Annotated in this window: 9 protein-coding genes; 6 read left to right on the top strand and 3 right to left on the bottom strand. The window is 49.8% G+C overall.

From position 1 onward, the window contains the following. Positions 1 to 10: 10 nt before the first annotated feature. On the bottom strand, positions 11 to 2,602 hold the full coding sequence (xyl3A, locus tag M1L52_RS10445) for a xylan 1,4-beta-xylosidase (protein ID WP_248614939.1): 2,592 nt from the start codon (positions 2,600 to 2,602) through the stop codon (positions 11 to 13). Positions 2,603 to 2,788: 186 nt separating this feature from the next. Between xyl3A and M1L52_RS10440 the strand changes: the two genes are divergently transcribed. From M1L52_RS10440 to M1L52_RS10430, 3 genes are read left to right on the top strand one after another with little or no spacing between them, the layout of a single operon-like run. Then, a complete protein-coding gene (locus M1L52_RS10440; protein WP_248614938.1) occupies positions 2,789 to 4,735 on the top strand; it encodes a family 43 glycosylhydrolase in 1,947 nt (648 codons plus the stop codon). A 3-nt stretch (positions 4,736 to 4,738) separates the two neighbouring features. After that, positions 4,739 to 6,193, top strand: coding sequence for a family 43 glycosylhydrolase (locus M1L52_RS10435; RefSeq protein WP_248614937.1), 1,455 nt, complete (start codon positions 4,739 to 4,741; stop codon positions 6,191 to 6,193). Positions 6,194 to 6,208: 15 nt separating this feature from the next. Further along, positions 6,209 to 8,266 carry a hypothetical protein gene (locus M1L52_RS10430; RefSeq protein WP_248614936.1) on the top strand — a complete coding sequence of 686 codons (2,058 nt, stop codon included), beginning with the start codon at positions 6,209 to 6,211 and terminating at the stop codon, positions 8,264 to 8,266. A 330-nt stretch (positions 8,267 to 8,596) separates the two neighbouring features. On the opposite strand, the gene M1L52_RS10425 is transcribed toward M1L52_RS10430, so the two are convergent. After that, positions 8,597 to 9,745, bottom strand: coding sequence for a hypothetical protein (locus M1L52_RS10425; RefSeq protein WP_248614935.1), 1,149 nt, complete (start codon positions 9,743 to 9,745; stop codon positions 8,597 to 8,599). Between the two features lie 113 nt (positions 9,746 to 9,858). Further along, entirely contained in the window at positions 9,859 to 11,538 is a 1,680-nt protein-coding gene (locus M1L52_RS10420; protein WP_248614934.1) for a glycoside hydrolase 43 family protein, read from the bottom strand. A gap of 555 nt (positions 11,539 to 12,093) precedes the next feature. Here M1L52_RS10420 and M1L52_RS10415 point away from each other — a divergent pair. The 3 genes from M1L52_RS10415 to M1L52_RS10405 all read left to right on the top strand — a co-directional run bounded on the left by M1L52_RS10415 (position 12,094) and on the right by M1L52_RS10405 (position 15,864). Continuing rightward, positions 12,094 to 12,774 (top strand): hypothetical protein, encoded by a 681-nt coding sequence (locus M1L52_RS10415; protein ID WP_248614933.1) that lies wholly within the window; start codon positions 12,094 to 12,096, stop codon positions 12,772 to 12,774. Next, on the top strand, positions 12,752 to 13,348 hold the full coding sequence (locus M1L52_RS10410) for a hypothetical protein (RefSeq protein WP_248614932.1): 597 nt from the start codon (positions 12,752 to 12,754) through the stop codon (positions 13,346 to 13,348). Before M1L52_RS10415 ends, M1L52_RS10410 begins: the two co-directional genes overlap by 23 nt. A 224-nt stretch (positions 13,349 to 13,572) precedes the next feature. Further along, positions 13,573 to 15,864: a BT4734/BF3469 family protein gene (locus M1L52_RS10405; protein ID WP_248614931.1), complete on the top strand. Its 2,292-nt coding sequence runs from the start codon at positions 13,573 to 13,575 to the stop codon at positions 15,862 to 15,864. The last annotated feature ends 38 nt before the right edge of the window (positions 15,865 to 15,902 follow it).

Genomic DNA, 15,902 nt, shown 5'->3' with positions numbered 1-15,902 from the left:
CTTTGTTTGGTTATTGTATGGTTATCATTAGTTTCTTCATGTTGCTGTCGCTGGAGCTGTTGCCGACAAGAATCTCATATTTGCCAGGCTTCACTCGCATGGTGTTGGTCTCTGCATCCCAGAACTCAAAAGACTGACTATTGAGCTTTATCGTAGCAGTAGCAGTCTGTCCTGCCTTAACGTTGACACGCTCGAAACCACGAAGCGATTTCAATGGACCTTCGGCATCCTGAAGATTGCGTATATACATCTGTACTACCTCTGCTCCGTCACGCTTGCCATTATTAGCCACTTCTGCTGTCAATGTCCAGTCAGTAGGAATAGTACCATTCTTCTCTACTTTGGCTTTCGTTATTTCAAAGTTAGTGTAGCTGAGTCCGTAGCCGAAGGGAAACAGAGCATCGTTGAAATAGCGATAGGTGCGTCCCTTCATAGAGTAGTCCTCATAGTCAGGCAGCTGATTGCTGTTCTTATAGAATGTTACAGGCAGCTTTCCACTTGGGTTCACATCACCAAAGAGCACGTCGGCCACAGCAGTACCACCTTCCTGTCCGGGATACCAAGCCTGAAGGATTGCATCGCAAGTCTCTGTCTCAGGCTGCAAAGCTATGCATGAGCCTGAACAGTTGACAAAGATAACGGTCTTACCTGCATCTTTCAAAGCTTTGAGTAATTCGCGCTGCACCTTTGGCAACTCAATATGTGTGCGGTCGCCTCCTTTGAATCCGTCAATATTCACAGGCATCTCTTCTCCCTCAAGAGCTGGCGATATGCCACCTACGAAGATTACCTTATCTATGCCTTTCAGCTGATTGATTGTTGTATTGTAATCAATAGGATATTCCTTAGCTATGTTGATAGCAAGGTTAGCATTATAAGTATGTACATGCGCGAAGCGTACTTCTATGTTATAGCTCTTGCCCTTTTCTGCATTAATAACGATATGGTTAGGTGTTGTGCGCCATATGCGATGACGGCACTTACGCTCTCCGTCAATATAAAGTTCGAATTGTCCACAACCTTCTACATCCACCACATATTCGCCTGGTTCCTGAGGTGTAAAGACGGTCTCGTATTTTGCGGAAAAGTCTTCAAGCTGTACGCCAGGTGCAAAGTTATGCATGCCGAAGGTGGTGACAGCCAATGGCTGAGTATAATACTGTGTTGTGACAGGCTTGCCCTCCATCTTACGGTTGTTCCAGAACGTGCCCTTCATGCCTTTCTTTCCCTCGAAGCTGCACTGAGTTGCCATCAGACAGTCCTTCACCTTGTCGTAAGTAAGGTCACATCCTTTTGTATAGAGCAGCTTCTTTTGCTTTGCCTTTATGCCATCGAGGATGGTAATGGTATGGTTCGGCTGACCGTTATAGTTACCCCACATCATTGGAGTGTTATCGGCATTAGGTCCAATGACTGCAATCTTCTCCTTGTTCTTCTTCAGAGGAAGCACATTGTTCTTGTTCTGTAACAGCACAATTGTTTTGCGCGCCATGTTAAGCGACAACTGTGCCGACTCTTTTGTTGACATAGCTGAATAAGGAATCTTAGACCATTCCACAAGCGAAGGATCGTCCATCTCGCCCAAGTCGAAACGTCCCTCAAGCAAACGGATGACATGCTTGTCAACCTCTGCCTCTGTCATCAGTCCACGCTTAACAGCCTCAGGTATGCTCTTGTAAGCATAGCCATATCCGCACTCAACATCTGTACCAGCGATGGTTGCCTTAGCTGAAGCATGTACAGGACTTGATGATGACTTGTGAGACTCGTAGAAATCACTCACAGCACCACAGTCACTAACTACAAGGTAGTCAAATCCCCATTCATCGCGAAGGATAGTCTGAAGCAGTCGCTGGGAGCCACAGCATGGGTCATCGTCAAGACGCTGATAGGCACACATAACCTCGCGCACCTTGCCTTTCTGCACCAGTTCCTTAAACGCAGGCATGTAAGTCTCCCACATATCTCGTGGCGACACATTGTTGAGGTTTGCAGTATGGCGAGTATATTCTGGTCCGCTGTGAACGGCATAGTGCTTAGCACAAGCCCAGAGCTTGCGATACTTTGCATCTTCTGGTCCCTGCAATCCACGAACCACCTGTAGTCCCATAACACTTGTCAGATAGGGGTCTTCACCATAAGTCTCCTGTCCCCTGCCCCATCGCGGGTCACGGAATATATTCACATTAGGAGTCCATACAGAGAGGCTGTGGAACTTTTCGTCCTCACCCTTAAGGTCATACATGCGATGATTATACTGTGCGCGGAACTCTGTTGATGCCACATCGAAACACTTGTAGAGCAAGTCTGGATCGAACGATGCCGCCATTGCAACAGGCTCTGGGAATACAGTCACGTTGCCCATGTTGGCAGCTCCATGCAATGCTTCGCTCCACCAGAAGAATTTCTTTATTCCCATGCGTGGAATAGCAGGACTCTCGTCGAGCATCAACTTTGCTTTCTCCTCTAATGTCAGGCGTGAACATAAATCCTTAGCACGCTCTCTTGCTGAGAGTGAAGGGTTCTGATAAGGCAGCATCTGAGCCATGCTGACAGCGCAGCATCCTCCTGCAAGAATCAAACTAAATAAGAAACGCTTCATAGGTTGTTTTTATATTAATTGGTATTTTGCTGCAAAGTTACGATTTTAACAGAACTCGTTGTTGTAAATTTGTTGCATATGCTTTTGACTACGTTACATTGCGGAAACAACCGCCTTTTATATTATTGTAATACAACTTATTATTATTAATTTTGCAATCAATAACAACCTACTATAACCATTAGTATGAAAAAAGAACTAACCTGTGCGCTGCTTGCCATTCCGCTGTTTGCTGCTGCACAAAACCCAATTATCAAAAACCAATTTACTGCCGACCCCACAGCACGTGTGTTCAACGGCAAGGTATATCTCTATCCCTCCCACGACATCACTCCTCCTGAAGGTCAGCGTAAGGACTGGTTCTGCATGGCAGACTACCACGTCTTCTCGTCAGAGAACCTCACGGAGTGGACAGACCACGGTATGATTATTGACCAGAACTCTGTTCCCTGGGGAAAACCTAACGCCTACTCCATGTGGGCTCCTGACTGTGTGGAGAAGAACGGTAAATACTATTTCTATTTCCCCAATGCGCCAAAAGAAGGTCGCGGCTTTGCCATCGGCGTTGCTACAGCTGAGCGTCCTGAAGGTCCGTTCCGTTGTGAGCCGGAAGCCATAAAGGGTGTCATGGGCATAGACCCCTGCTGCTTGACTGATGGCGACCAAGCCTATCTCTACTGGAGTGGCATGGGCATCCGTGGTGCCAAATTGAAAGGCAACATGAAAGAGCTTGACGGCGAGGCGAAGATGATGGAAGGTCTGCCTGAAGGTTTCAAGGAAGGTCCTTTTGCCTTCAAGCGTGGCGACTGGTACTACCTCACATTTCCTTGGGTTCGAGGAAAGAAAGGCGTTGATGGCGACAACCCCACTGAAACCCTTGCCTATGCTATGTCGAAATCGCCCCTTGGTCCTTGGGACTTCAAAGGCATCATCATGGCTGAGCACCCCAACGGATGCTGGACCAATCATCATAGCTTTGTGGAATATAAGGGACAGTGGTATCTGTTCTACCACACAAACTTCTTCTCTCCCCGCGATGACAAGCGTCGCTCTGTATGTATAGAGCGAGTTCAGTTCAATGCTGACGGAACTATCAAGGAAGTGAAAGAGACCATGCGTGGTGTTGGCATAAACAAAGCCACAGAGAAGATTGACATAGACCGCTACAGCACAGCATCAAAGGATGTTACAACGGAATATACAGATACCACGAACTACACCAATGGAGCATGCGTCAACCTCATGAAGAAAGGCAGTTGGGTAATCTACAACGACATTGACTTCAGCTGTATTGACAACGGCTATCTTGTTTTGAGTGCTAAGGCAAATGCAAACACCGAGTTCTGCGTTCGCGAGAAGAATGCGAAGGGAAAGATTATTGCTCGTCTGAAGATGACCGTTCTCAGTGAGACCACAAGACCAGGCGTGCCTACGCCATTCCGTCGCGACCATAGAGGCCAGTGGATGACACTCACCTCAGATCTCAACTTTGTACCTAAAGGTATAGCCAACCTCTGCATCACAGCTGAGGGCGAAGGAGTGTCTATTGACTGGTTGCAGTTCAAGAACCGCCCCAAGTATTTCTCACTTGTTGGCAGCAACGAGCCTACTTCTCGACCCGATGAAAATGGATTTATCCGCCGTTGGCGCCTCATGGAACCTATAGCAGTTGACGTGCGTTCAAATGTTGTCTTTACTAACACATGGCTTCGCGACAAGTTTGCTACCGAACTGGCAAAACTGCCAAAGCAGAAGAAAGCCAAGTGGTACACCCTCGAAAGCGAGAACTACAACATGAAGCTTTTCCGCTTTGCCGAGAGATATGGCAAACAGACCTACGGTTCGTTCTTCTGGTGCGAGACCATCATCGACTGCGACGAAGCGATAAACAATGTTCGCCTGGCAGCCGGTTCCAATGGTGCTTCCATGTGGTGGCTCAACGATGATGAGGTGCTTCTTCTCGAAGGCGACCGCCGCATGGTGGAAGACGATGGCACATCACGTCGCATTAATCTGAAGAAAGGTCGCAACGTGCTTCGCTGTGCCGTGGTAAACGGTCCTGGTCTTAGCGACATGTGCGTGCGCTTCCTCGATGAGAAAAACCAACCTGTAACCAACTTTGTAATAAGATAAATCATGAAAAAGATACTATTGACACTGTGTGCTATTCAAAGCTCACTATTCATAAGCAATGTTGCAGCACAGACAGGTGCTCCCTATATTCACGACCCCTCAACGATAGCCGAGTGTGAAGGCAAGTACTATACCTTCGGAACAGGTGGAGGCGGACTAATCTCTGACGATGGCTGGTCTTGGCACAGTGGTGCTGAGCGCCCTGGTGGAGGTGCTGCTCCTGACGTGATGAAGATTGGCGACCGCTACCTTATTATATATGGTGCCACAGGCGGTGGTCTTGGCGGAGGCCACAACGGCAGGATTCTCACCATGTGGAACAAGACGCTCGACCCCAAGTCGCCCGACTTTAAGTTCACCACTCCTGTTGAGGTGGCTGCGTCAGACGGTATGGAGGACAACGATGCCATTGACCCAAGCCTACTTCTCGACCCCACTACAGGTCGTCTGTGGGTAAGCTACGGCACATACTTCGGCACCATACGCCTCATTGAGCTTGACCCCAAGACCGGAGAGCGTGTGAAAGGCAACAAGGAGCAGGACATTGCCATTGACTGCGAAGCCACCGACCTGCTCTATCGCGACGGATGGTACTACCTGCTGGGCACCCACGGCACTTGCTGCGACGGTGTGAACTCCACATATAATATAGTGGTGGGACGCGCGAAGAGTGTTACAGGTCCTTATCTCGACAATGTAGGTCGCGACATGTATCACGGAGGCGGCAAGATGGTCATTGCTGCTGGCGACCGTGTTTGTGGCCCTGGACATTTCGGACGTACTGTTATTGACGAAGGCATAGAAATTATGTCGTGTCACTACGAGGCCGACTTTGACCGCAGCGGCAGAAGCGTTCTTGGCATCCGTCCGCTGTTGTGGAAGAACGGATGGCCAGTAGCAGGCGACCGATTCAAGGGTGGCAGCTTCGAGATTGAGTCGGTGCGTCGTGGCTACTCGCTTGAGCTGGCAGTAGATTTCGTGCGTATGAAACAGGACCGACAGGCTTTCTGGCGCATAGACCCTAACGAGCCTACGAAGCCTATAGAGAATCAGAAGCTGGCAGATGTCATAGACACATGGCCCAAAGGCGATATTGGCGTTCGCTGCGGCGACTACATGTTCCGTCCCCACCAGCGCTGGACCATCACCCCTGTAGCTGAAGCAGGCGGCTATCTTGGTGGTCCCTATTACAAGATTGTGATAGAAGGCACAGAGCGAGCCTTGTGTGCTGTACCAGGTAACGAGCTGACCACCACCTCATTCACTGGCAATGATTCGCAGTTGTGGCGCATAGAGCAGGCCATCGACGGCACCTTCCGCATCATGCCTAAGCGCATACTCGGTCAGGATGAGCTTAACACTGAATATGTGCTCTACAGCGCTGGCGACAGCACTCCTACGCTTGCGAAGTGGGACTTCAACAGCGACAACTCAAAATGGAATTTCAGAAACCACTAATCATATAAAATTAACATGAAAAAACTAATTCTATTCTCTCTGATGCTGTTTGCAGGCATGACAGCAAACGCTCAGAACCCTTACCTGCCTCTGTGGGAGCATCTGCCCGACGGCGAGCCTCGTGTATTTGACGACCCAGACAATCCTGGTAAGAAGCGTGCCTACATCATTGGCTCTCACGACACCCACTACAACAAGTACTGTGGCAACGATGTCCGCATGTGGTCGGCACCTGTGGAAGACCTCACCCAGTGGCGCGACGAAGGCCCTATCTTCAAGTGGTTTGTCAACGGACAGTGGGACACCATGTATGCTCCCGACCTCGTTGAAACCGTTGACCGCACTACTGGCAAGAAGACCTACTGGCTCTACCCCCACTCTCGCGGATGGCGCCGTGTGGCAATGGTGTGTAAGGGCGACCGTCCTGACGGACCTTTCACTCCTGTTAACCTGACAGAAGACGGCACCCAGTGTCTGCCTGGTTCACTCATAGACTTCGACCCATCGGTGTTCATCGAGCCTGTCAACAACAAGAAAGACAAGGACTACGACAAGGGCTATCGCGCCTATGTGTTCTACGGATTCCAGCACTCAACAGCCTGTGAGCTCGACCAGGACAAAATGTACTGCAAGCGCGAAGGCACAGAGCTCATTGACCCATTCATTCCTGCCAGCAGCCGCGACGGCAAGCTTCTTGACAAGGAAGGCAGCGAGTACAAGGCTCTCTACAAGGGTCAGAATCCTCTCGACTTCAATTTCTTCGAGGCATCGTCAATACGCCAGGTTGGCAACAAGTATGTGATGGTGTTCTCTGGCTACTCTGGCAAAGAGTATGGTCTTGGCAACACAAACTCTGCCCTGCGCTATGCCTATGGTGACTCTCCACTCGGCCCTTGGCGCTCAGGCGGCGTGCTGGTTGACTCACGCGGCGTGGTGCTCAACGAAGACGGCTCAAAGCTCATCACCACCAACGCAGGCCACAACACCCACGGCTCTCTGCAGGAAATCAACGGTCAGTGGTACGTGTTCTATCACCGTCCTCCACGTGGCTTCGGCAATGCCCGTCAGGCAATGGTTGCTCCAGTGAAGATTACTTGGGACAAGAAGCCTGTGGCAAAGGGTGGCAAGGTGCGCATCGTGGGCTATGACCCATTTGCTAAGGACAATGAGTGGACAGCTAAGGCCTCTGATGGCAACGAATATACTGGTGCCGAGGTTACCAGCGAGGGTTTCCACATCTTCGGTCTGCCTCCCTACGGCTACTACTCTGCCGGCATAGCATGCTACATGGCTGGTCCTAACGCCAACAACTACATGCAGGACAACCACGATGTGTGGAACAACTCAATGGACCTCGCAGGCTTGATGGGTGGAAGCATCATCGGCTTCAAGTATTTCAGCTTTGCTGGTCTGGCTCAGGACTCCAAGGGCATCAAGGCTTTCAAGGGCTTCAACAAGGACTATCCCAACACGTTCCATGTTAACATGACCACTGAGGGCGGCTCTGGCAAGTTCAAGATTCACGTTATTCTTGACGACCCCTACAAGGGACGCGAGATAGCAGTCATCGAGGACTTTGTGACTGACAAGAAGGTTACTCGCGATACAGGAGTATTGCTGTCAAAGGAGACCAACGAGCTGCTGGCAAGTCTCACTGGCAAGCACGCCATCTATCTCGTGGTGGAAGGAGCTGTTGTCAATCAGCCTGAGCAGCCTCAGGGACGCCAGTTCGGCCCTCGCCCACAGCAGCCCCAGCGTCCGAAGGGTCTCTTCACTCTCCACGGCATAGGCTTCTCAGCAGGCGACTACAAGGTTCCTGTTGTGCCAGAGCTTACTATCACAGCCAACGGCAAGAAGCTGAACATTCCTGCGGAACCCATCAAGGCTACCAACGAGAATGGCTACATGATGGACAACCACTATCAGGTATATGCTCCGCTGTGCGCAAAGACAAAGATTGAGGCTAAGGCCAACAACAGCGAGGTGAAGGTGGAAATCAGTCCTATCGTTGAGGGTCGCGCCACTGTTACTGCCACCTACAAGGGACAGAAGAAGGTGTTCATGATTAACTAATACAACTTTCGCATGTATATAACGACCACGAATTTCACGAATTTCACGAATATTTCTATGCAGAACGACTTGAAAACTATGCATTGTAGATGCAACGAATTAAACGAATTGGCTGGCTCAGCAAGGAATCGCCAGCGATTCCTATTCGTGTGATTTGTTATAAATTCGGTTATTGTGTGCAGCAATAAATTCGTTCAATTCGTGTAATTCGTGGTTAAAAAACAATTTGAGAAACTTGAATTAACTAATTGAAGATTTAGGCAGAAAAAAGATAGGCAGAGCCGCAACGCGCAGCCCTGCCTATTTTATTTTCATTCCGTTTTCTGTCGCTTACTTCTTAACGACTTTCTTTCCGTTCTCGATTACAACGCCCTTCTGTGCTTCAACCTTCTGACCAGCGAGGTTGTAAACCACAGCTGTCTTGGCGTTAGAAGTCTTTACAGCCTTGATTGCATTTTCGCCATTTGGATCATACTGAGCATCATAGCTTGATTCAGCGTAATCTACCTTTACAACGAAGTTCACCTGCTTGCCGCCATAAGTAAAGGTAACTGACTCCAGTCCATTGCCACACATGATGGTCTCAGTGGGGTTGTTGCCGTCCTTTGTAGTAGTAACAAGAATGGGGGTTTCAAATGTTACGCCGTTGAACTCTGTAAATTTGGGCTCGTCGCCATCATTGTTAGGAATAGCATAGAATGACATGCGGTAGATTTTCTTACCTTCAGGAGCAGTAAAGGTGTTCTGAGCGCCATTAGAGTTCTTGATGCCAGTGTATTTTGCACCATCCACTGTGATGCTGGCTCCATTAGCAAAGTTCTTACTGGTGTTACCAGAAATCTGCATCTTAGCTCCGTCGCCATAGGTTGTAAGATTCACTTTCTCACCGTTGTAAGCATAAACGAATGCTGAAGGCTCCACGTAAGTTCCTTCTGCTGTAGAGAGGCCGCAAAGGCTCGTTGTGCCGCCCGTTGCATAGATGGTGTAAGTGTGTTCACCAATAAGCTTGAATGTTCCAGTGTAGTACGAGGGAAGGTTATCAACAGCGGTCTCTACGTTGGCAACATTCTGTCTGGTAGTTTGGTCAAAGCAAGACAGAACCTTTCCATCGCCATGTCTGTAGTAGAGAGTCATGTCGGTGTTCTTTTTGGTGGTGACTACAAGCGAGATGCCCAATGGGGTTGCATCAGTATATGCCGTACCATCCCAGTTGTTATCCTGAGCAGGAGCGCTTGCCACACGGATGTTGACATACTTGGTGAATGTGTAGCCAGCGATGGTCTTGGGATCAGGCTGATCAAGCGTATCTTTGATAAGAGCAGCCTCTGTGTCCTGAACAGCTGTCACTATCTTGGCATAGTCGTTGTCAAGAAGTACCGTTCCTACAGGTAATTGGCTTGCATCTGTAGCATTCCAGTCTTGTGCCTGTGCACCCAGCGCCATCATGGCAACTGCAATTAGAGTAAAGATTTTTTTCATAAAAACTTTGTTTTAGTTATTATTAATAATGTGAAAAGTTGATATTTCGGCCACAAAACTACGAAAAAGCAAGGAGAATGCCAAACATTTCCCTACCTTTTCGCTCATAAATGCTATTTCTCCACGTGAATCCAGTCCACATCGAGCCAGCCGCGGTCGGCTTTAGCGTTTGTTTCCACAGACACATATCCGAACTTAGCGCCAATCCATTTGCCCTGACGCATGTTGAACTCCTGTCCACAATCTGTAAACTTCTTTCCGTTCAGACTGTATGAGAACTTCACCACAGGCTTGCCTCCGTGGGGAGCGCCAGCCTCTGCATTGGTTACGCGCAGTCGCAGGTAGATGTCCTCGTGTATGCCTGGCTTGTAGTCTATCTTATCCACAGCCGTTGGCTTCAGCGTTACCAGCACGGTCTCAGTCTGTGGCTTGCCTTTGTCGGCATCCTTGCAGGTAAGCTGCACCAGTTGGAACTCCTTCCCCACGCGCTTCACCACGAGTGCCGAATAGTCGAGGCCCATCATTATGAGTCCGCCCATCTGTCCTTCAGCCTTAGAAGTGAAGCGCACCTTTGTTATAACGGTGAACTCGTCGGCAGGTGTCTTCTGCAAAAGCATATTGGGGACTTCCCAGAAGTTTTTCCAACCATCCGACAGTTTATTGTTATAGATACGATATGTTCCAAACGCTGTTGCTGTGCCGAGCTTCTCGTCGTAGTTGCCGTGCCATTGCCATTGCAGTCCTAAGCGAGGGCTGTTGAACTCATCACTCTCGCACGGATTTTTAATTGTGAATTGTGAATTGTGAATGGGCTTCTTGTAAGTAGCCACAGGTTCACCCTTTTTTCCCATCACAGGCCATCCGCTAGTCCAATCCACAGGATTCAGATGCACCACGCGTCCGTAAGCCTCCTTGTCTTGGAAATGAAGGAACCAGTCCTCGCCATACTTCGTGTGCACCCATCCGCCTTGGTGAGGACCGTTAATCTTGCTCTTGCCTTGCGCCAGCACAATCTTGTGCTCATAGGGACCATAGGGGCTCTTGCTGCGCATGGCGAGCTGGAAGCCTTCAGGCACTCCGCCAGCAGGACACATTATCCAGTACCATCCGTCGTGCTTGTAGAACTTAGGTCCTTCGCAGGTGCGGTTCTCTGTGCCGTTGCCGTCGAACACTATCACAGGCTGTCCTATGGCTCGTGTGCCGTCGGCACTCATCTCGCGAACGGTGAGCACGCTGGCGAACTTAGAGCGCGAGTTTGCCCATCCGTTGACCAAGTAGCAGCGTCCGTCCTCATCCCACAGCGGACAAGTGTCTATGTAGCCCTGCCCTTTGATTACGCAGAGGGGCTTTGTCCACTCGCCTGCAGGGTCTTGTGTCTTCACCATCATCACGCCAAAGTCAGGGTCGCCCCAGTAGATGTAGTACCACCCATCGTGGTAGCGTATAGACGGTGCCCACACGCCGTTGCCGTGCTGTGGCTTGCTGCTGAAATGCTCCAGCAGCTCCTCGTTGCCTTCATAGAGGTTGCCAATGGCATAGTTGATTATCTCCCAGTTCACCAAGTCATTTGAATGCAGGATGGGCAGACCAGGGGTGCAGTGGAACGACGAGGCCGTCATGTAGTAGTCCTCGCCACTTGCTCCCACGCAGACATCGGGGTCTGAGTAGTCGGCATTTATCACAGGATTAGTGTAGGTTCCGTCACCATTATCTGGGCTCCACACCTTCGAAATATACTGTGCTGACATCATTATTGGCAAAAAAGCGGCAATAACGGCAATGATTTTCTTCATAATCGGTAGTTTGTTTCTGTTCAAATGAAAAGCGAGTCTCGTTGTGGAGACTTCAAAATCGACCACAAAAGTAATAGTTTTTATTCACATGCGCAAACATATTATTATTTTAAGCCACTTTTTCATGCAAAAACAACACCATTTTTCTAAATGTAAAAAAATGTAAAACGCAGAAAACAGCGCGTCAGAAGCAGCAAAAACGAGGCGAAAAGCAATCTTACCAAACGCGTAAAGCGTTTTATCTAAACGCTTTAAGTGATTTATAAGAACACAGAAGGCGATGTATCTGAACACCATGAGCCACCCTCTCATTCACAGATTCACAATTCACAATTAAAAAAACGTGGGGGGTGGCGCTAAGACTTGCATTAAGAATGTTAATATATATTAATATATATATAATAATATAAATAGATATAGTAATAATACTCTATCTACAGGGGGTACCCCTTAGAAAAAAAACTGTGAATTGTGAAACTGTGAAAGTGTGAGCTTTGCGGTGTGGGAAAAAGTTAGTACCTTTGTGCTCAGATTGAAAAACAAGAGAAAACACAAATGAAATCACAACTTCTGAAACTCGATGCCCCCTATCAGGTGATCTATGCTGGGGGCTTGGTGGGACTCCACATTGCCACCATGGTGACATGGACTGAGGATGAGTCGGGCGAGATGGTGGACACCGTGTCCTACCCCATTATAGACCAAGGCGAGGAGTTCCCTGCCGGCAAGATGGTTATGACCGACCTTGACGACTGCCGCGTGCTGTGTCCGCCCAACGGCACCAATCTTATATGGGTTATGAAAATAATTGAGTATGACTTCCAGCAGATAGACCCTGCCGGTCCTGATTATATATTGGACCGCATGAAGCTGCTGGGCTGCAAGATAGTGTTGCCCAAGGAGAAAGACGAGGAGACGGGCGAGATGGTGGAGAGGATGGAGTACAATGCCACGCTCGATGTCATCTGTCTGACAGGCTTTGGCGACTCTGATGACGATATCTACCGCGTGCGCAGCAACTGCTTCGAGGGCTTCTATTTCCAGGCACAAGGAACAGTCCACGAGGTTTACACAGAGCTGAGTTTTCAGCTGAGCGTCTTTCAGAACTACTTCTATGACAATATAATCAGCATACGCTTCAATAGTAGCGACGGACAATTGGACAAGGTGGCCAACAGACTAAACGCTGACCAACGCATTGAGGGATTTAAGCATGATGACGACTACGATTTCTAAACTGCCAGCAATACCTGTGGAGTTCATTATTGGCCACGCCCAGACGAAGACCACTGAAGGCCAGCGCAAGCCCTATGCAGAGCTTGTAAGCGCGTGGGCTGAGCATGAGGGCATGGAGGCAGAGGGACGCGACAGCGTGCGCCGCATAGCCGGCAATCAGCTCATTGACCCCAACCACATGCCGAAGGAGCTCTACCAGCTCTATCGCAAGGGCGAGAAGGCCGAGCTGCTCATTCAGCTCATACAGGACATAAACGAGAAGATAGTAAACAACGAGGAGAACTGGACGTGGGCCCTCGTGATGCGTGTCATGATAGACGAGAACATACTGCTGTCGAACATCTCAGTAAACCGCTTCGACGTCATAATCTGCTCCATGGTTCCTGGCAAGGGACGCGACACCGTGCGCAAGAACGGCGACTACTCCGTTGTGGCAGACCGCAGCAACTCTTATCGCCTGTGGACATCGCAATCGAACATCAATCCTACGGAGGCCACTAACCGCGAGCTCTGCCACCAGATAGCACAGCACTTGGCACCCATTCTTACACGCTCAGTCACCTCAGTAATATAGCACTAAGACCCAAAAAACTGCCAACAATTTTCCATACATTTCCAATCGTTTTCCGACATCTTCCATGCATCTTCCGAAATTCTTCCGAAGATGCATTTCTTTGATATTCAAGCCTATACCTTATTTTATTATAGTAACTTTGCAGAGCAAACCGAGCGAGAAGGCGCCCTCGCAGAAGGCTGCAAGAAAACAAAAAATTTATTAACAACTTAAATTTAAACTCAATGAAAAACGAAACAGAAATTACAATGGAAATGGAGAAACACACTACCATGATGGGCTTTGCCCCAAGCGTTAAGAGCAGCGTAACGCCCTGCACACTTGAGAACCTCTATGCTGCTATGGACTCTGACATCACAGCTCAAATTTGCGCTGACATAGAAGATGCCCTCGAGCAGGTGAAACGTGGCGAGATGAGCCGCAACGACTTCGAAGCCTACAAGCGCGACAAGAAGAAGCTGTTGCCAGTCATCACTCCCCACGCCACCTTCACCGACGGCCAGCGACAGAACAAGTCGGCTGTGCCCTCAGGACTGTCAATGTATGACATAGACCATATGTCCGACCCTCGCGGCTATTTCAACGCCATTGTGAAGGAACGCTGCAGCGAGCTGGGCATCGTCATGGCCCACGTAACACCCTCTACCGAGGGCCTGCGTCTCATCTTCGAGATGCCCCAAGGCATGAACCTTGCACAGGCTCAGAAGTGGATGTCAGAGCAGCTGGGCGACAGCAGCTACGACGGCTCTGTGAAGGACTATGCCCGCTGTTCGTTTCTCGCCCCTCGAGCGTACCTTCTCTATATTGATGAAGAGGAGCTCTGCAAGCAGCGGGAAGTGAAGATTGTGTCAGAACCAGCTAATACACAGTATTCAGAAAATTCTGATTACTCAGAAGTATCAGCGCCCTCTGAGCGCAATCTGCGCATATTCGACCTCTGTCTTGAGGAGGCTGGACTGAAGCTGAAGGACATAGACCAGATAGGCGTGTATAACTGGCACAACACGCTGGTAAGCATACTGAGCGTGGGCATCTGCCGACTGATGTCGCAAGGCGAGCTGATGGCCGTACTGAGCGAGAAAATGCCCAACTATGCCAAGGAGCAGGACTGCCAGCGACTGGTGAGCGACTTCTACAACAGCTATACCAAGATGAACGCGCCCATGAACCAGCGCCTGCGTGCCATCTATGCAGAGAGCATGACTGGCGAGAAGGACAAGACGCTGACCACAGAGGAAGTGCTGGGCGATGTGCCACCACAGATGCCTCGCCGTCTGCCCAAGTCAATCAAGCTGATGATAAGTAAGGAGCCCGATGTATATAAGCCAGCCTCAGCCATGGGACTCTTCCCTGCCCTTGGCGTCCACCTGTTCAAGGTTCAGTTTCCCTATGCCGACCACACCCTGCACGAGGCCACATTCATGCAGAACTGCATGGCCCCTATGTCGAGCGGCAAGTCGTGTGTGAACCGTGTCTGCGAGCCAATCATGGCCGACATCAAGGCGCGTGACGAAGAGAACATGCGTCGCGAGGAAGAGTGGAAGGAAGAGTGCCGTTCGCTGGGTGCAAACAAGCAGAAGCCCCAGCGTCCTGAAGGTCTCATCGTACAGATTCTGCCCAGCGACATAACAAATGCCGCATTGGTTCAGAAGCTGCAGGATGCACAGGGCCACTTCCTCTACTACCAGCTGGACGAGGTTGAGCTGTTCGACCAGATTAGCGTTAACGGCAAGAAGAACGTTGGCAAGCTGTTCCGACTGGCCTACGACTGTGCTCCCTACGGTCAGGCACGAGTAGGTATTCAGAGCGTGACAGGATGCCCTCAACTGCGCATGAACTACAATGCCTCAACCACCATTCAGCGAGGTCAGCAGTTCTTCCATCCCATGATTGCCGACGGCACTCTGTCGCGATTGTCGTTCTCAACCATCATCACCTATCGAGGAATGGCTATGCCCATTCACGGCATCTACGACGACCAGCATGCAGCCAATCTAAAGCCATACATAGACCGATTAAACGCTGCAACAGGCGTTATCGATACACCTCAGGCTCAGCGACTTATCACATGTATGGACAGAGAAGTAAAGGACATAGCATGGCTCTGCGACGACGAGGAATACGAGAAGCTGTCCTATCGTGCTGTGGTCAGCGCCTGGCTTCGCGCAATGGTGCTCTACATAGCCGAGGGCAAGTGGTCGAAAGAGATAGAAAACTTCGCCATGTGGTCGCTGAAGTACGACATGTGGTGCAAGATGCACTTCTTTGGCGAAACCATGCGCAAGCAGATGGAAGGCGAGGTAGTTCGCACACGCGGTCCGAAGAACATGCTCGACCAGCTTCACGACACCTTCACCTTCGAGGATGCCCAGAACCAGCGCATCCGCGAGCACAAGAAGAGTCCCAACCCCACCCAGATGCTCTGCATGTGGGAGCTGCGTGGCTACATCACTCGCGACGAGCTCGGCATCTACCACAAGACCAAGGAATACCTCAAGCGCAAGCAGGCGGCATAACAACCCACTGGCAGCAATCATGCCGACAGCACAGAATG

Source organism: Prevotella sp. E13-27, from assembly GCF_023217965.1.
Classification (GTDB): Bacteria; Bacteroidota; Bacteroidia; order Bacteroidales; family Bacteroidaceae; genus Prevotella.
Note: the sequence above shows the minus strand (reverse complement) of the source record. Positions and strands in the feature narration are given on the sequence as shown.